15 protein-coding genes are annotated in these 18,729 nt (G+C 50.2%); 12 read left to right on the top strand and 3 right to left on the bottom strand.

Annotated features, from left to right (window positions below; all coding sequences use genetic code 11):
- Positions 1-356 precede the first annotated feature (356 nt).
- From hemN to J7439_RS07115, 4 genes are all read left to right on the top strand, one after another.
- Positions 357-1,751 (top strand): oxygen-independent coproporphyrinogen III oxidase, encoded by a 1,395-nt coding sequence (gene hemN, locus J7439_RS07130; RefSeq protein WP_209201142.1) that lies wholly within the window; start codon positions 357-359, stop codon positions 1,749-1,751.
- A 532-nt stretch (positions 1,752-2,283) separates the two neighbouring features.
- A complete protein-coding gene (gene fnr, locus J7439_RS07125; protein WP_209201141.1) occupies positions 2,284-3,042 on the top strand; it encodes a fumarate/nitrate reduction transcriptional regulator Fnr in 759 nt (252 codons plus the stop codon).
- 79 nt (positions 3,043-3,121) lie between these two features.
- Positions 3,122-3,679 carry an adenine phosphoribosyltransferase gene (locus J7439_RS07120; RefSeq protein WP_209201140.1) on the top strand — a complete coding sequence of 186 codons (558 nt, stop codon included), beginning with the start codon at positions 3,122-3,124 and terminating at the stop codon, positions 3,677-3,679.
- Positions 3,680-3,814: 135 nt separating this feature from the next.
- Positions 3,815-4,354, top strand: a complete 540-nt coding sequence (locus J7439_RS07115; RefSeq protein ID WP_209201139.1) for a hypothetical protein — start codon at positions 3,815-3,817, stop codon at positions 4,352-4,354.
- Positions 4,355-4,399: 45 nt separating this feature from the next.
- Here the strand turns inward: J7439_RS07115 and J7439_RS07110 are convergent, their stop codons facing one another.
- From J7439_RS07110 to ttcA, 3 genes are all read right to left on the bottom strand, one after another.
- A complete protein-coding gene (locus J7439_RS07110) occupies positions 4,400-4,729 on the bottom strand; it encodes a TraR/DksA family transcriptional regulator (RefSeq protein WP_101748834.1) in 330 nt (109 codons plus the stop codon).
- Positions 4,730-5,034: 305 nt separating this feature from the next.
- Complete coding sequence (locus J7439_RS07105) at positions 5,035-6,801, bottom strand: ankyrin repeat domain-containing protein (protein WP_209201138.1); 1,767 nt, start codon at positions 6,799-6,801, stop codon at positions 5,035-5,037.
- A gap of 210 nt (positions 6,802-7,011) precedes the next feature.
- Positions 7,012-7,923 carry a tRNA 2-thiocytidine(32) synthetase TtcA gene (gene ttcA, locus J7439_RS07100; RefSeq protein ID WP_209201137.1) on the bottom strand — a complete coding sequence of 304 codons (912 nt, stop codon included), beginning with the start codon at positions 7,921-7,923 and terminating at the stop codon, positions 7,012-7,014.
- Between the two features lie 310 nt (positions 7,924-8,233).
- Here ttcA and J7439_RS07095 point away from each other — a divergent pair, with 310 nt between their 5' ends.
- The 8 genes from J7439_RS07095 to J7439_RS07060 all read left to right on the top strand — a co-directional run.
- Positions 8,234-9,436, top strand: coding sequence for a 3-oxoadipyl-CoA thiolase (locus J7439_RS07095; protein WP_209201136.1), 1,203 nt, complete (start codon positions 8,234-8,236; stop codon positions 9,434-9,436).
- Positions 9,437-9,472: 36 nt separating this feature from the next.
- Complete coding sequence (locus tag J7439_RS07090; RefSeq protein ID WP_209201135.1) at positions 9,473-11,572, top strand: 3-hydroxyacyl-CoA dehydrogenase NAD-binding domain-containing protein; 2,100 nt, start codon at positions 9,473-9,475, stop codon at positions 11,570-11,572.
- Between the two features lie 195 nt (positions 11,573-11,767).
- A complete protein-coding gene (locus J7439_RS07085) occupies positions 11,768-12,637 on the top strand; it encodes a DMT family transporter (RefSeq protein WP_209201134.1) in 870 nt (289 codons plus the stop codon).
- Positions 12,638-12,802: 165 nt separating this feature from the next.
- Positions 12,803-13,588, top strand: coding sequence for an IclR family transcriptional regulator (locus J7439_RS07080; RefSeq protein WP_502950409.1), 786 nt, complete (start codon positions 12,803-12,805; stop codon positions 13,586-13,588).
- Positions 13,589-13,997: 409 nt separating this feature from the next.
- Positions 13,998-15,788 (top strand): DUF1302 domain-containing protein, encoded by a 1,791-nt coding sequence (locus J7439_RS07075; RefSeq protein ID WP_209201132.1) that lies wholly within the window; start codon positions 13,998-14,000, stop codon positions 15,786-15,788.
- Positions 15,789-15,870: 82 nt separating this feature from the next.
- Positions 15,871-17,232 carry a DUF1329 domain-containing protein gene (locus tag J7439_RS07070; protein ID WP_209201131.1) on the top strand — a complete coding sequence of 454 codons (1,362 nt, stop codon included), beginning with the start codon at positions 15,871-15,873 and terminating at the stop codon, positions 17,230-17,232.
- A gap of 375 nt (positions 17,233-17,607) precedes the next feature.
- Positions 17,608-18,033, top strand: coding sequence for a hypothetical protein (locus tag J7439_RS07065; protein WP_209201130.1), 426 nt, complete (start codon positions 17,608-17,610; stop codon positions 18,031-18,033).
- Positions 18,034-18,464: 431 nt separating this feature from the next.
- The coding region (locus J7439_RS07060) for a hypothetical protein (RefSeq protein WP_209201129.1) at positions 18,465-18,729 on the top strand (265 nt) is incomplete at its 3' end.

The following is an 18,729-nucleotide window of genomic DNA, read 5'->3' as shown; positions in this document are numbered from 1 at the left end:
TTCAATGAACCCACCAATCACTATCAATCAGACCCTTTTCAGCATAACCCTTCAAGCCAGGGCATTATTTGCTCGATTAATAACCAGATGGCAGATACAATAGGCAACCTCAACAACTTCACGCCACGTTGGACACAATCCTCATCACAGGCCCCAAAGACGAACCACAAAGACACATCGGTTCGGTTCATACCTATTGACACCGATCAAAGAACAACCTTGAAAATCTCTCTAAACTAGCCAAAAACATCATGACGTAATACAGACTGTTTTTGCCTTACCCTTTCCGGCACCAAAAGACCGACCAGAAGGCGAACACACTGACTAATAAGACATGAAGATTACCGAGAGCAATAATGAATACTGCACCAGTTTGGGATAAAGACCTGATTCACCGATACAACCACTCAGGCCCGCGTTATACCTCCTATCCCACTGCGGTGCAGTTTGATGGCAGCTTTGATATTGAGAAATATCATCACAATGCCCAGTCCAGTGCCAGGGCCATCAAGCCCCTGTCACTCTACTTTCATATCCCGTTCTGCTCCCATGTCTGTTATTACTGCGCCTGCAATAAAATTGTGACCAAACACCGTGGGCGCGCCAATAGTTATCTGGAATACCTGTTTCGTGAAATAGAGATGCAGGCAGCACTCTACAGTCAGGAACAGCGGGTTGAACAACTCCACTTTGGCGGTGGCACACCGACCTTTCTGAGCAGAGATCAGATGACGGATCTGATGGGCCATATCCGCCAGCACTTCCAACTAACCCAAAGCGATACCGCAGACTACTCCATTGAACTGGATCCCAGGGAAGTAGACTGGCCCATGATGGGCACCCTGAGGGACCTCGGCTTCAACCGGATCAGCATGGGCGTTCAGGACCTGAACCCCAAAGTGCAGCAAGCCGTTAACCGGGTACAACCTGAAAGCATGATTCAATCCATTCTTGATGCTTCCAGGGTCATGGCATTCCGCTCGGTACATATGGACCTGATATACGGCCTGCCTTTCCAGACCACCAACAGTTTTATGGAAACCATTGATCGAGTGGTTGATATGGCTCCGGACAGGCTATCCCTGTTTAACTACGCCCACCTGCCCCACCGCTTCAAGCCACAGCGCCGAATCAATGAGCAGGATCTGCCTGCGCCGGAAATGAAGCTGGACATTCTCCATCAGGCCACGGAAAAGCTGCTGGATCAGGGCTACATCTACATCGGTATGGATCACTTTGCCCTGCCAGACGATGAACTGGCCATTGCCCGGGAAGAAGGCACGCTGCACCGGAATTTCCAGGGTTATACCACCCATGGCCACTGCGACCTGATCGGCATGGGTGTGTCTGCCATCAGCCAGGTAGGCGACACTTATGTTCAGAACAGCACCGATGAAGCCCGGTATTACTCAATGATCAATGAACAGCAGTTGCCAATGGTACGCGGCCTGAAGATGACGGATGATGACAAAGTCCGCCAGGCAGTGATTACCCGGCTGATCTGCCACTTCAAATTGAACTTCAGCGATATTGAAGCGCAGTTTGGTATTCAATTCAGAGACTACTTCCGGGATGAGCTGGCAAGGCTGGAGCCGATGAGGGCAGACGGCCTGGTCAGTCTCAATAGCGATGGCTTGCTGGAAGTACTGCCGAAGGGAACGCTGCTGATCCGTAACATCTGTATGCAGTTCGACCACTACCTCAATCAACCTGAGATGAAAGAAAAGCCTCTCTACTCAAAGGTTATCTGAATAGCTGTACACTCCGGAACGATAACAAAGCTCTGGAGCTCTCTCCTGCCACCACCGAAACTGCCTGATCATCACGCACAGTGCTGAAAACTCTCTGCCAGGAGGCTGCCTACCAGAAAAAAACTGAAACTGACTACTATTTGTCATCACTCTCACATTGATTTACTTAAAGCATAAGTGCAAAATCTGCCAGGTCAGTCAAATACCACGAAAGAAAATTTAATCCTGTGACATAAGACAATGTCAGATTGATTTTCCTGGGATAAAGACACACAACCACCAGGAGCCATGACCATACCATGATCAGGGTCAGCCCTGAGCTGGATAGACGACACGGCAGATGAAAGCCCACCGGAACAACCGCAGTTTATGACGCATTGCTGAAGCAGCACCAAACCCCTACTTTAGGTCTGCCCGGTTGCGTACATACCTGATTTACACTCCGGTAGTACTTTCCATACACTTGGTTTTCCGTAAACCTGGTTTCCATAAACAGTGTCGAATTTCGCCAATACGACTTTGAGGCCTCTCAATGACGTCAAAGCCCAACGTCCGACAGCCGAGCCATGTGGCCTGCAGAGACTGCAGCCTCAGCTCACTGTGCCTGCCACTGGCACTGAGCATTAAGGATATCGATCAGCTGGATCACATTATCAAGCGTGGGCGTCCTTTGAAAAAAGGCGAACACCTGTTTCTTGAGGGTGACCCCTTTACCAGTGTCTTTGCTGTTCGCTCAGGGGCTCTCAAAACCTACACAGCGACCAATGAAGGTGAGGAACAAATCACCGGATTTTACCTGCCCAGCGAAATTCTTGGCCTGAGCGGTATGGATACGGACACCTATCCGGTGTCGGCCCAGGCGATGGAAACCACCATGATCTGTGAGATTCCTTTTGAGCAACTGGAAACCCTTTCCGATCAATTCCCGGAACTTCGCCGACATCTGATGCGCCTGATGAGCAAACGTATCCGTGAAGACCAGCAAATGATGATGCTGCTGTCCAAGAAAAACGCCGATGAACGCATTGCCACATTCCTGATTAACCTGGCCAGCCGTTTTCGTCGCCGGGGCTTTTCTTCCCAGTCGTTCCGACTGTCCATGTCGAGAAATGAGATGGGGAACTACCTGGGCCTGGCGGTAGAAACGGTTAGTCGTGTATTTACCCGATTCCAGAAAAACGGCCTGATCTCCGCCGTGGGCAAGGAAATCGAAATTCGAAATTCGGTTGAACTCTGTGCCCTGGCCGGGGGAAAAACCCTGGAACCCAACCCGATTGCTACCGATCCCTGACTTTATCCTCTAAAGAAGCTACCCTATGAGGGGGCTTCTTCCTTTTTATCCATTGACTGATAGCGGCATGCACTCTCCCATGCATACAAACGAATGTTCATCCGTTCAGGAATATCTGCGAACACAAATCAGAACCATCGCGGACTGGCCCCATGAAGGCATCCTGTTTCGGGATATCACCACACTGTTTGAAAACCCGGAAGCCTGGCGTAAGGCCGTGGATGTCATGGTTCAGCGTTATGAGAACCAGACTTTTGATCGCATTGGCGCTCTTGATGCCCGCGGTTTCCTGCTTGGCTCGACACTGTCCTATATCATGAACAAGCCGCTGGTACTGTTTCGCAAGAAAGGCAAACTGCCCGGCAAAACCCTCAATGTCGAGTATGACCTTGAATATGGCAAGGCCGTACTGGAAATGCATGAAGACACAATTAAGGCCGGTGAAAAAATTCTGCTGATGGATGACCTTATCGCCACCGGAGGCACACTGCTGGCTGCCGATCAGCTGATCCGACAAGCAGGTGCCAACACACTGGAAGCTGCAGCTATCATCAATCTGCCAGACCTCAAGGGTGCTGACAGACTCAATGCGGCGGGCATTCCAACCTATGCCCTGTGCAATTTTGCCGGTGAGTAAAACCACCCTCAGTTCAGAATTTCAGGGATGATACGATATGTCTCTTAGATCCAAAGTTAATGTCTGGATCTGAGAGCCCCGCCCGCAGTTACAGGACGCACGAACCGGGTCCTACCCGGAAAAAGGACTTTGCAAATGGGAATATGCGCCAAGGAACTAAGGCACTATGTTGTTCGCCCCGCACTCAAGCATCTGGGCATGTGGAGCCCAACTGCTGAGAACCTGCTGCTTGGTACCGCAGCCAGAGAATCCGGGCTTGGTTTTCATCTGAAACAGGCCAATCACCAGGCGCTCGGTATTTATCAGATTTCTCCTCGCATGCACCGCAATATCTGGGACCTGTTCCTGGCCCCAGACGCTGACTTATCCAGCAAAGTTCGGGGACTGGCCAGCCAGCGGGAGTTTCTTTCCCACCCCCATCATGAACTGGCGACCAACCTGGTTTACGCCACCGCCATTGCCTGGCTTATCTATCACCGCTGCGGTATTCAGATCGAAGATATTGATAAAGAAGACATCACCGCCATGGCCAGGTTATGGCAAAAGCACTTCCACAGCAGAAACCCCGGAACAATCCAGAGCTTCTGCGAAAGCTATCAAAAGATGATTATTGAATCAGGCTGCTCCACAGAGGAGTCAACGTACTTTAACCAGGCTGCTGCCAAACCGGCATGACAGGATTCAGTCTGGCTGCTCCCTTAACGGCTTGATGATGCTCCCCTATAACCCCTTAGCCTCAGCACATTGAACACAAAGGTCAGCATAAGGCATGACCTCAAGGCGCTGAACCGGAATTTCCTTACCGCAGGACAGGCAGAAACCGTAATCGCCCTCATTTATACGATCAAGGGCGCGGTTAATTTTACCCAGTTCAATCACCGCCTCGTTACCCAGTGCATCAATAACCTCATCATTCTCCCGTTCCTGCGCCTGCTCAGACCAGTCTGCACTGTTTTTTCGGGAAGCATCCTTTTTAATTTTACCCAGACGCGTATTCAGCTCATCCCTGCGAGCCATCAACCATTTCTGCCACTTATCATGATCTGTCATTTTGCTACCCCTGCACACAAATACTGTAGAATCCTGCTGTTTATTCTATAAAGAATGGTTGTATCAAAAGGTCACTCTTTACCATAAAACAACGCCGACGAACCTTATCCCTACTCACAAAAACGGATAAGGTATTAATTAAAAACCTGCGGCGTACTGATTCTTTCCAAAATCATGAATTCAAATAGTAGATCATTGATACCGTAAACGTAATATTCAGTTTCAATCCGGAAAAACATTTTCCCACCTGGCACATCAATTCAATGAGTTTGATGTGAACAGGCTGAGTGGTCGATAACCAGGCATTACAACACATAAGGCAGTCGTTTCAGCCATGCTATGCAGGATGTGTGATTGAGCTGTCTGGCAAGTACCAGGGGAGTCCTGCCACGTGCGTTTCTCACCCGATGATCTGCCCCGGCATTCAACAGCATCCTGACAACTTTCAGGTTGCCATTGAATGCCGCCATATGCAGAACGGTATTGCCGTTGTGGTCGGGAATATTCAGGGCCGCGTTCGCCCGGATCAGCAGATTGAGGGAAGCATCAAAGGAGAAATGAATAAAGGACATATCAACGGCATAGTGCATGGCCGTGCAACCGGAATTGTCTTTAATATCAAGCTGAGCACCCGCCTGGATCAGGGCTTTCAGGCTATTGCAACGGTGTTTAAGCACAGCCAGATGCAGTGCGGTCTTACCCTCAGCGTTGGTCATGTCAGGATCGGCACCGGAGCGAATAAACAGACGCAGGCACACATACCTGCCGTTGATGACGGCGTCGTGTAACACCGTGTTGCCAGCCGAGTCCCTTGCCGAAAAATCCACGTTAGCCTCAACGATGGCCCTGACGCACTCAAGATGGTTGCGTCTGGTGGCTATGTGCAGCGCTGTCACAACGCTATCGCCGTTGGTAAAGGCCTGGATATTGGCACCCCTGCGGATCAGGGTTTGCACGCTTTCAAGGTGCCCATGATAAGCAGCAAGGTGCAGGGCATTCCAGCCACAATTGACAAACGCCTCAGCACTGGCTCTGTTATCAATCAGGATTTCCAGACACTCGCTGTGGTTTCGCAGGGCCGCGTAATGTATCGCCGTTCTGCCAACGGGGGTCACTGCGTCAAGGTCCGCACCTTTATCGGCCAGTAATTGCAGGCATTGGCCATGACCACCGGTGGCTGCATGGTGAACTGCCACCCGGCCATGACGGCTGGCTATGGTCATGTTACACCCATTGCTGATGAGAATATCCATAACCGCCCTGTGGCCGGCCTTGGTCGCCAGAATCAGAGGGGTTCTGCCACGGCTGTCCACGGTATCTATAATGCCCGGGTTCCGGGCCAGTATCCTGACACACTCACAACGACCTTCCAGGGCAGCAATATGCAGTGGCGTTCGGTCATCGCTGTCCCTGATGGCAGGGTTTGCCCCTCCCAGAACCAATGCTTCGGCAAACTTACCGTCTTCCAGCCTGGCGGCCAGGTGAAGGGCTGCATTACCATCCCGGTTAGCCATGTTGAGACCCGCACCGGACTGAATCAGAAAATTAACCACATCAAGGTGGCCATTGACCAGGGCAATGTGCAGTGCGGTCATGCCGTCATGGATGGCCACGACATCCAGCGCCGCCCCCGCTGCCACCAAAGCCCTGACGCAACCAATTTGCCCACTGCTGGCGGCCATATACAGCAGACGGACATGATGGCCTGTGTCACCGGTACGAAACAGGGCAAAGACAACACTCGGGTCCAGGCTCAGCAACTGCTGAAGCTGTGCCAGGTTTCCGGAGCGACAGCAACTCAGGGGCATTGACTCGCTGTACGCTGAGCGCTCATAGAGCTTCGCTCCACCCTCTCGCATCAGTGGCACTGCACAATCAAGACAGACCGGGCAAGTTCGTCTGGACAACTGTCTGCTGTCAAGCCAGGGGGTCACACATTGCTCGTGATAGCGATGGCGGCAAGGGGTAATCATTACCCTGTTGTGTCCAAACAATCCAACCAGACAAATCGGACAGACATCGTTTAATGGTTGCCTTGTCGGGTTGGAAACTGGAGAAATTGAATTTTCCATCAGTATTCAGGCCACCGTGTACCCGGTTGATTTCATGAACAACCGGTGATTTCATGAACAAACACTATTGACAGAAAAATTGTGGACTGGTTCCTGAACGGCAGCGGAGAAGCTGTCTTGCCTGCCATTGGCGCACCTTCGCAATCTGATCTGAATTGAACGCTCGCATAGTCAGGCTGCACAGCCTCCCGGACAATGGCTGACGGGGGATTAAATACTAATAATTTTTACCATGTCATTATCGGTATCCATTGGATCAGGAATATTCCCTGAAAAGATCGTTTGATTGTCCTCATGCTCATAGGACTTGCGCTCGCCAGAACGATCCATTTTAAGATCCTTAAAATTGAACAGCTCAGTATCAGCCATCTGGGATGGCGCTATATTCTGCATAGCCGTAAAAATTGACTCGATCCTGCTCGGGTTCTTTTTTTCCCACTCAGCCAGCATGGCTTTGATATTCTGACGCTGCAGGTTCTTTTGTGAGCCACACAGGTTGCATGGAATAATCGGGAACGCCATTTGTTCAGCGAACCGTTTGATATCCTTCTCGCGGCAATAAGCCAAAGGGCGAATCACCACGTTCCGCCCATCGTCTGATAGTAACTTGGGTGGCATGGCGGCCATCCGGGAGCCATAAAACATATTAAGAAACATGGTCTCTACAATGTCATCCTTATGGTGGCCAAGGGCAATTTTGGTTGCTCCGATATCTTCGGCAAAGGCGTACAAAGTGCCACGGCGCAAGCGCGAGCATAAACCACAGGTTGTTTTACCCTCCGGTATCTTCGACTTAACCACCGAATAGGTGTCCCTGTTGATAATATGATAAGGAACATTCAGGCCATCAAGGTATTCCGGCAGAATATGCTCAGGAAAGCCCGGTTGTTTCTGATCCAGATTCACCGCCACTAAATCAAAGGTTATCGGTGCACTTTTCTGGAGACTCTGCAAAATATGAAGCATCGTGTAGCTATCAGCGCCACCGGATAAACAGACCATCACTTTGTCGCCATCCTCGATCATATTGAACTCTTCAATAGCCTGACCTGCGTGGCGGCGCAACCTTTTTTGCAGCTTGTTAAATTCTGTCTTTGCAGTTCCGGAAAGAGAAGTCGTCATATTATCCTGAGGGAGTCTAAAGAAAAATTTGATTATAACTATATGTCAATCTTTCACCAATCAGACCGATTGCTATCCCGTTACGGACTTTCACTACAGGGGATTCTGAAACAAGCTCAAATGGCATAAGTTATGGGATATCCCCACCCTGGAAAGGTATCCACCGAGCAATTCAAGACCCACAACTTAAAACGGCTCAACGTCAGCAGTCACTGAAAATTGATAAAACCCGGTATTGATTAACAAAATCAAAATCAATATATTTAAAATCAAATTCCGCATAGCAGAACAATAAGAAGGAAATGATAACATGTCCGATGCCTATATCTACGACGGTGGTCGTAGTCCTTTCGGCCGACACGGCGGGGCGCTCTCCTCTATCCGTCCGGATGACCTGTTGGGTGACATTATCAAGGCTCTCATTCAGCGCAATGCTTTCGACCTGAATCAATACGAAGACGTTATCGCAGGCAGCACCAACCAGGCCGGTGAAGACAGCCGGAATGTTGCCCGCTTTGCCGGTTTGCTGGCTGGCCTTCCCATGGCAACCGGTGGCATTACGGTTAACCGATTGTGTGGTTCAAGCCTGGCCTCAACACTGGATGCCGCCAGGGCTGTTCGCTGCAATGAGGGTGAGTTATTCATTGCCTGCGGCGTTGAATCCATGAGCCGGGCCCCGATGGTGCTCTCCAAGGCAGCATCAGCGTTTGACCGTGGTCAGGTATTGGCTGATACCACCATGGGAGCCCGATTCACCAATCCGAAAATTGTCGATCAGTTTGGCGGCCACAGCATGCCGGAAACCGCTGACAACATTGCATCCGACCTTGGCATCAGCCGTGAAGAGAGTGATATTTTTGCAGCTGCGTCACAGGCTAAATATGAAGCCGCCCGCTCAGCCGGTTATTTTGTCGATGAAATTATTCCGGTAGAAGCACCACAAGGACGCAAGAAACCGCCAGTTGTCGTTAGTCTTGATGAACATCCACGCCCTGGTACAGAGATACAGGCACTGCAAAATTTGCGTCCTCTGTTTCAAGGCGGTGTGGTTAGTGCAGGTAACGCTTCCGGTATAAACGACGGTGCATCAGCACTGATCATTGGCAGTCAACAGGCCGGGGAGAAGGCCGGCATCAGGCCCCGCGCACGGATTCTTGCCGGTGCGATTGCCGGTGTTGAGCCACGGGTCATGGGGCTTGGCCCGGTGCCAGCGTCACGCAAAGCCCTGGCAAGAGCAGGTCTGACCATGGCCGATATGGATGTGCTGGAATTTAACGAAGCCTTCGCAACCCAGGCACTGGGCTGCCTGAAGCTTCTGGAGATTGACTTCAACGATTCCCGTGTCAACCCCAATGGTGGTGCCATCGCCATTGGCCACCCGCTGGGTGCCAGTGGCGCAAGAATCGTGCTCAGTGCGCTGCGTCAATTGGAACGCACGGGCGGACGGTACGCTTTGGCGACCATGTGTATCGGTATCGGCCAGGGCATTGCGGTAGTCATCGAGAGAGTTTGATGCACTTACGTTTTTTATCACAATAAGAATGAAATTATGACTGTCACCTATGATTTGCAGAACAAAATTGGTGTTATCACCATCAATAACCCACCGGTCAACGCCCTTTCCCAGCCTGTACGTGAAGGCCTGAAAGGCACCATTGAGAAGGCTCAGCACGATGACTCAGAACTGTTAATTATCATCTGCACAGGGCGCACCTTTATGGCCGGTGCCGATATTTCCGAGTTTGGCAAAATGCCCATGGAGCCATCGCTGCCGGATGTGGTCAATTTGATTGAGGCATCGGCCAAACCGGTGATTGCCGCCATCCATGGCACAGCGCTTGGTGGCGGATTTGAAGTCGCCCTGGCCTGTCATTACCGCATTGCAGTTCCTTCTGCCAAAGTAGGTCTACCGGAAGTCAAACTGGGTTTGCTGCCTGGCGCAGGGGGCACACAGCGGGCTCCCCGTCTGGCCGGGGTAAAAAACGCACTGGATCTGATAACGTCAGGTCAGCCCATGAAAGCGGCCAGGGCGCAAAGTATCGGGCTGCTCGATGCATTGGTTGAGGGCGACCTGCTGACCGGTGCCATCGAGTTTGCCAACACCCTGCTGGCTGACAAACCGGAAGTCCGGCGGGTGGGCGAAATAACCATTGCCCCTGCCCAAATAGAGCCGGGCCTATTTGATGCCTACCGGGCCAGGCTGGCCAAACGTGCCCGGGGGCAGATTGCGCCACAAAAAATCGTCGCCTGTGTTGAAGCTGCCGTTAACCAGCCCATCAACAAGGGGCTGGAGCTTGAACGGAAACTGTTCGTTGAGTGTCTTCTGTCGCCGGAGTCACAGGGATTACGACACCTGTTTTTTGCCGAGCGCAAAGCTGCAAAAATTAATGGCCTGTCGAAAGAAACCCGGGCTAAAGCGATTCAATCGGTGGGCATTATCGGTGGTGGCACCATGGGTGGCGGGATCGCCATGAACTTTGCCAATGCGGGTATTCCCGTCACTCTTCTGGAGATTGATGAACAAGCCCTGCAACGTGGTAAGGATATTATTGCCAACAACTACGGTGTCACCGTTAATAAAGGCAAGCTCTCCGGGGCCGAAGCAGAAAAACGGCTCGGGATGATCCGTGGCACAACCTCTTATGACGACCTGGCGGAAGTGGACCTGGTTATCGAAGCGGTATTTGAAGATCTTGCCATCAAACAAACCGTTTTCAAACAGCTTGATGCCGTGTGCAAGCCCGGCGCTATTCTTGCCTCCAACACCTCCTATCAGGATATCGATGCCATAGCCGCCGTTACCCGTCGTCCACAAGACGTGATTGGACTGCACTTCTTCAGCCCGGCAAATGTAATGAAATTGCTGGAGGTGGTGCGGGGCGACAAGACCTCGGACGAGGTGCTGGCAACCGCCATGGACATTGCCAAACAGATTAACAAAGTGCCGGTACTTTCCCGTGTCTGTTACGGCTTTATTGGCAACCGGATGCTGCGCCCCTATGCCAGAGAAGCGCAATTATGCCTGATCGAAGGGGCAACCCCGGAACAGATCGACCGGGTCATGGAGAACTGGGGCATGGCCATGGGGCCACTGGCTGTTGGTGATCTGGCCGGTATCGACATCGGCTATAAGGCCCGCCAGGGATTGTCCGACGAGGAAAAAGGCGATCCCAAATCCTACTGCATTGCTGACCGACTGGTGGCAATGGGCAGGCTGGGGCAAAAAACCGGGGCCGGTTACTACCAGTATGATCCCGCTTCACGGGCCCGGAGTTCTGATGAAACCATCATTCGGGTAATAGAAGAAGAAGCCACAAAACAGGGTGTCGTTCGAAGAGAGATCAGCGACGACGAAATTCTTGACCGACTGACCCTGGCGCTGATCAATGAAGGCTTTAACATTCTGGAAGAAGGTATTGCCCAGCGCTCCAGCGATATCGACGTGGTTTATATCTTTGGCTACGGCTTTCCAGCCTATCGCGGCGGCCCGATGGCGTTTGCCGAGAACCGGGGCCTGAAAAAAGTCTACGCCAGAATTTGCCAGTTTGGCGAACAGTTCGGCCAGCAGAACTGGACACCATCTACACTGCTGAAAGAATTGGCAACGGACAATAAAAGCCTGGCTCAATGGGAAAAAGAGCAGGCCTGACTTTGCAGTTATAATCTTCATAGATGCCTGGGTTATTCCCAGGCTGTTATGGTATTTTCAGAAAAACTCAATATTATACGACATAAATTGTTTGTTTTAAGACAAACATTTTATGTCGTGTAAAAACGACCAGCCAAAAGATTACCAGTCAACCCATGGAAAAATTGGCAGGCACAAGGCAGTTAACCATCCAATATGAATGACCAATATGCCACTCTGAAAGGGATAATCTTTGCCCTGCTCTCAGCACTGGCATCCACTACCGCAGGTGTTGCCACCAAGGTGGTAGCCGATGCAGTTCCCATCTCTATAGTTGTTTTGTTTCAGTACGGCATCTGCCTGCTTATTCTTATCCCTTTGCTGTTGAAACACCCTCTTCGCAACTGGTATACAAAACACCCGGTTATCCATGCTGTCCGGGGAATTTCCGGCTGGCTGTGTTTTTTTACCTACTACCTGGCGATTCAACATATCCCCCTGGTGGACGCCTCTCTGCTGCGTAACACGGCACCGTTATTTGTGCCATTATTTGTCTGGGCGTGGATAAAAATAACCATTCCAAGGGGGCAGTGGCTGCCTATTATTGTTGGCTTCCTGGGTATTCTGCTGATCTTGCGACCGGACGCAGAAGGCATTGAATACTGGCATATCGTCGGGTTGCTGTCTGGCGTGTTTCTGGCGCTTTCCATGGTGAGCACCCGGGTCCTTTCAGGCACTGAATCGACCCATGTGATTTTGTCTTACTATTTTTTGATATCGTTTCTCTGCAGCATCCCGTTAGCCGTCCTTGACTGGCAGCCCATCCCTTATTGGACGCTGCCCTATTTACTCTATATTGGTGGTTCTATCTCGTTGACCATGTGGTGTTATACCCGGGCGTTGACGCTTGCCAGTGCCGTAATCGTGGCTCCAATAAACTACTCCGGAGTTGTATTTTCAGGAATTATGGGCTGGCTGATCTGGAGCCATATTCCAGACGGGTTTGCACTGACAGGAATTCTGTTAGTCATCGCCGCCGGGTTGATAACCGCGTTCTGGAACAGCAGGAGTGCGAAGCAACAATAGATGGGTTAACCGGCAACCCCCGGAGATTTACCCGATACTTCTGATTTACCTATGTTATAAATAGTTAATCCTTTAACCAGTATTGATAATGGCCTTTAATCTGCAGGGAATGGTATTGCCCCTTGTAGAGCGTACATAATAGAAGACACACCGCATATGAATGAAATTATTGACCTGCCAAGAGAGAAAGGGGTCGAGAAAGACAGGAAATTCGTTGAAGCGCTGGCACGTGGCCTGGATTTGCTGCGGGCTTTCAGTCAACAGGGCGGCGTTCTCGGCAATCAGGACCTTGCCAGAATTACCGGGCTTCCCAAACCAACCATCTCCCGTTTGACTTACACACTGACTCAGCTGGGCTATCTCACCTACTCGAAGCACCTGGAAAAATATCAACTGGACGTCGGTGTGCTGGCACTGGGTTACGCCTACACCTCCAATCTCAACGTGCGTAAAATTGCCAAGCCTTATATGGAAAAAATGGCCACTCAAGCCAATGTCTCTGTAGGGCTGACCATCCGCGAGCGTCTGTCGATGATTTACGTTGAAAATTGTCGCAACGAAAAAACTCAGGCTCTGCGTATGGATGTTGGCTCAAGATTGCCACTGGCGACATCATCCTCCGGACGCGCCTTTCTGGCTGGTCTGTCAGACGACGAAAGACATCAGATTCTGTCACTGATGGAGCAGCACTCAGGTGATCACTGGCCAGCCTGGCAAGAAAGCATCAGCAAGGCTATTGATGAGTATCAGGAAAAAGGCTTCTGTACATCCCTTGGCGACTGGAGCAAAGATGTTAATGCCGTTGCCGTCCCTCTCAAACTTCTGGACGGCCGGGTTATGGCAATCAACTGCGGTGGCCCGAAATACCTTATCTCCGATGAGATGATCATGCAGTCACTGGGGCCTCAGCTGGTTCATGTGGTGCGGGATATTGAAGCTACCGGTGTCTGAAACTCCCCCAGGCTATCAGGCTTGAGATAAAATAAAAATCGAACTCGCATTTCGCTATGCAGTACTGTATATTGATCACCACTATATCCTCAAGCCAAGATCAGCAAGTACTGAAATCTTCGATACAAGAATTCAATAATAAAAAAACGGTACCAATGATGACTCTTACTACTTCTCAATACTCTCTACGGATAGACGTCAACACTTTCTACAGGGAAGGAAACGACCGGTATAACCGGGCCCAAACACCCTGACAAGAACCCCTGAACCTTTAACTGAACTGATGCAGTCGTCTCCATGGAAGTGCATTTCAGCAGGTTAAGGGATCGCAAAAAAACCAAAACAACAAAAACCTGAAACCGACTACTGAGAGCTGTAGCGGCAAGAAGGGGCAGGAGACCTTAGCAGCATGCAAAAAAATCACCGTGCTTCCGGGCAGATGGAACGGCCTGTTGGACTGAAAAAATCAACTTATCTGCTCACACTGGCTATTCTGGGCACCGTGCCGGGCGTCAGTCAGGCCGTTAGCTGGACCACCGATAACGATGTCAATATCGCGCTGGATACCCAGTTGAAATACAGCACCATGTGGCGAGTAGAAGACAGGGATGATGACAACCTCAATATCAATACCAATGACGGTAATTATAATTTTGATACCGGGTTGGTTTCGAACATCCTCAGCATTACCTCAGACCTGGAAGTGAGCAAGGATGATTACGGTCTGTTTTTGCGGGCCAACGCCTGGTATGACAGCCAACTTAAAGATAAAGACCCGACCGGAGATGGCAATATTTATTCCAACTCCGGCAGCGAAACCAGGTTTTCTAAAGATCTTAAAGACTCAGCTTCAGGCGCAAGGCTTCTTGATGCCTACGCCTATTGGGATGGTTATGTTGCTGACCAGCCGCTGTCTTTCCGACTGGGCCGTCAGGTGATTAACTGGGGTGAAGCCCTGTTCTTTTCTGATGGTATCAACTCGGCCAACCCTTATGATATTGCCGGGTTAGCACTGCCCGGTGCAGAGCTGCGTAACCATACCTTGCCGGTGAATATGGCGTTTGTGCAGGCGGGAATTACCGACAATCTCAGCCTGGAAGCGTTCTATAAGTTTGAGTGGGAATCCCATGAGTTGATACCCAATGGGGCTTATATGAGTACGGAGGATCTGTTTGGTGATGGGTCTTTGGGGGTTATTTCAGATGTCAGGGATTTACTTCCGTCATCAGTACCGGTCTCTTTAATTCCGGGCCTAAATGGTACTAATGGTATTGTACCTATTGCACGTCAGGGCCAGAAAATCGATGCTTCAGATGACGGTCAGTTTGGTCTCGCGCTGCGTTATGAATTTTCTGAAGTCGAAGCTTCGTTGTTCTTTATGAACTATCACAGTCGTGCTCCTTATGCGGCTCTCGAAACAGGTGATCAGGACGTGTGCTCTATTGATAACAATATTTCAGGTCAATATGGCGCGTTGTGTCAGGCTAGTTCTGCTCCAGGGGCCGGGGCATTTGCAGTTCTTGCAGATGGGCTGTATTACCTTAACGATACCTATTATGACCTTGCATACCCTGAAGATATCCGTCTCTATGGTTTAAGCTTGTCAGGTAATATTGGCGAAACCAGTATTGGCATGGAAGTCACTTATCGCCCTAATATGCCGTTCTCTACCAATCGGGCAGAATTTGCAACCCTGGCAGCCAGTGCTCTTCAGGCAGGTGGAGGAAGTGCAGGAAATTCAACAGACCTAGGTGCCGTAGGAACTGCTGCCTCAGGTACAAAAACCAACCTTTACCGGCGTGACGAGCTATACACCTGGACGGTCAATGCCACCCACAATTTCGGGCCAAACCTTGGTGCCGGCGATGTCAACCTTATCTCAGAGGTTTCCGGTAAAATCATTCCCGGCAGCATTACCGATGTGTCCAACTTTTCCAATTTAAGCAAAAGCTCCTATGAGTACACTCTGGTCCTGAGCGGCTCATACGACAATGTGCTTCCGGGAGTGGACTTATCCCCGTCATTGACACTCAATGAAAATCTCCATGGGGATGACAAGGGGGCCATGAGCTACAGTGCCAAGGTTAGCGCAGATTATGGCAGCAATATTTCTGCCGAACTGGCATATAATGCCTGGAACAGCCAAAGCGCCCAGAGAGACCGGGACAACGTCGCCTTTAATGTGGCGTACTCCTTTTAATCACCGGAAAAAATAAAGGGCTTCGTTATGGTAATCCTGACGAAGCCATTTTAAAAAATAACAAAAATAATGAGGTGAACGAATGAAAACAAGAACCTTATTTTCAGCGGTAGCAACCGCAGTCGGCCTGGCGCTATCCAGCTCATCGCTGGCGGCGGTCAGTGCTGAGGAAGCCAAGCGGCTCAAAAATGAACTCACACCCTTTGGTGCCGAAAGGGCGGGCAATAAAGAGGGCACCATTCCAGCCTGGACCGGTGATCTGGTGGCCGTTGACGGCGGTTACGACCCGAAAAGAGTGACACGGGCCGACCCATTCGCCAATGAAAAACCACTGTTCGAAATTACCGCGAAAAACTATAAGGAATATCAGGACAAGCTCAGCAATGGTGTTATTGCCCTGTTTGAAGCCTATCCGGATACTTTCCGTATTCCGGTGTATAAAACCCACCGAACGTTTACGGCACCGGAACGGATCATCAACAATACGCTGAAAAACGCCACCAGTGCCGAGCTGGCCAACAGTGGCAATGGTTTTACCGGCGCGGTTGCCGGAACACCTTTCCCTATCCCGCAAAATGCCAATGAAATCATCTGGAATCATATTACCCGGTGGCAGGGCATTAGCGCAGAGGGCGTCAATGAGGCAGTCATGGTCCAGCCCTCCGGACAACGCAAGCGTGAGGTGTCAAATTATGACGTCTACTTCAAGTATTACGATCCGAACGTAACCGCAGAGGAGTTGGACAACACCCTTTATTTCTACCTGAGGGAACAGATAACACCTGTCCGTGATGCCGGTGAGCTGACCCTGGTTAAAGAGACCGTTGATCAGGTGGCAGAACCCAGGAAAGCCTGGATTTATCTGCCAGGACAGCGCCGGGTCAAGAAAGCGCCCACCACCGCTTATGATACGCCTTCCGGTTTTATACTCACGGATGAAATCGATCTTTATAATGGCTCTCCCGACCGTTTTGACTGGCAGATCGTTGGCAAGCAGGAAATGTATATTCCCTACAACAACTATGCCCTTGCCAGTAAAGACCTTCCGGATGATGTGTTGCTGACGCCTAATCACCTGAATCCTGACTATACCCGTTGGGAGCTGCATCGTGTCTGGGTTATTGAAGGCAACCTGAAAGAAGGCACCCGGCATTTATACAGCAAGCGCCGTATGTATATTGACGAAGACAGTTGGGCGGGTGCCATTATGGAAGCCTATGATAGCCGCGGGGAGTTATGGAGAGTGAGTACCGCTCACCTGAAAATGGCCTATGAATTACCCGCCATGATGTCACAGCCTACGGTCTATCACGATCTTGCCAGTACCGCCTACTCCGTATCCAATCTGGAAAATGGCAAAACCGGTATGCGCAATATACTGGCAGAGCAAAAGCCACTGTCCTTCTGGCGATCAGCCAATCTGCGTCGACTCGGGAAACGGTAAACTCACCAGCCTGATGCGGGAACCAATGGCAGGATACCATTGGTTCCACAAAAAATGATGGTGAAAAAGCGGCAATAAGACGTTTTCTGACGCAGACAAAACACGACCATCCACGCTTGAAACTGGTGCAGCTAAGCGTTGATACCCATACCGTTCGTGCTGAGTTTGTTGAAAATCATGTTGGACAGGAAACATAGAGCCTCAGGATGAACGGGGTGTACGGTTATTAACGCTTTTCTGCACTAGTTATTCTGCTAGATGGCCTATATGCGGACAACCCTGCCATTTCTCTGATCAGAGAATATGGCTGGCACTTTATCATCGTGGCCAGGGTTGGTAACCATGAGTCGCTTATTGAGGCTATGAATGCCCTTTATGACGAAGGCCTTGTTCATCATCACAAAATCGTTGATGAGGAACACGACTCATAAATTCCGCTACGCCAATAACGTTCCCCTCAATCTTCAGGATGAAACAGAGCGGGTTAATGTTCTGGATTACATTGAAATCGACAAAAAAGGGAATCAGCATTTCTGGTGCTGGGTAACCGATGATACCGTTGAATCCATGATGCGAGGAGGATGTTGTAGATGGCGCATTGAAAATGAAACGTTTAACGCCCTGAAAAATCAAGGCTATCAACTTGAACACAATTACGGTCATGGCGAAAAACATCTGGCTACGAATTTTACCTACCTTACTTTTCTGGCATTCCTGGTTGATCTGATCCAGGAACTGTCTTGTCCAAAATTCCAACAGGCTTTAAATAAGCCAGGGAAGCCTACACGAAAGCGATTATGAAGGAAAATCATCGGCTTCTTTCCCACGTTAGTGATTGATAGCTGGGACAGTTTGTTTAAAGCCATTGCCCATGGTGCTAAAGCAGAGAAGATAGCTTTTGACACATCATGATTTGGCAAGATAGTCAGAACTTTCAGGGTGGTGATAGTGATTTTTCTTAGCAGTGAAAGTTGCTGCTGGCTCTCTTATGTTTTCAGAAATTATGAATACGTCAGTTTTCAGGTTGTGGCAGTTGACGTGTATTCATCTGGAGTAGCTGCAGCGGTGCGCTATCCAGTAACACATCCCACAGCCAGACTGCCTGACAAAACAGGTAAGGCTTCTCTGATAACGGTTGCCTGGAACTTTACCGGGCTGACAAGGTCGTACTCTATTGTTGTCATCCCCAAACGATTCTCCAATTGGAAACAGGGAGGACCTCCAAACAAACCATGCAGTCACCTTCCCCCTCAGCAACCGCAGATACTGTATCCCGGTTAACATCCACTGAAGCTGGAAGAGATGAGCCGTCAACCAGCCGCAAACGCAAAAGAAAGCGGAGCATGGCAGGTCGCCAGATTGAACAGACCACAACGGGCACTGGAGCGTTTCCACCGCATCAACAGCAACCTGAATCCGGGACCATTCCCCCCATAAAGCTCAGGCGTGTTACTGGCAATAACTCGTGTATTGAGCGCTCTTCTTCGACTTCGGTTC

It is taken from the genome of Salinisphaera sp. G21_0 (genome assembly GCF_017744115.1).
In the GTDB taxonomy this organism is placed as follows: domain Bacteria; phylum Pseudomonadota; class Gammaproteobacteria; order Pseudomonadales; family Endozoicomonadaceae; genus Endozoicomonas.
Note: the sequence above shows the minus strand (reverse complement) of the source record. Positions and strands in the feature narration are given on the sequence as shown.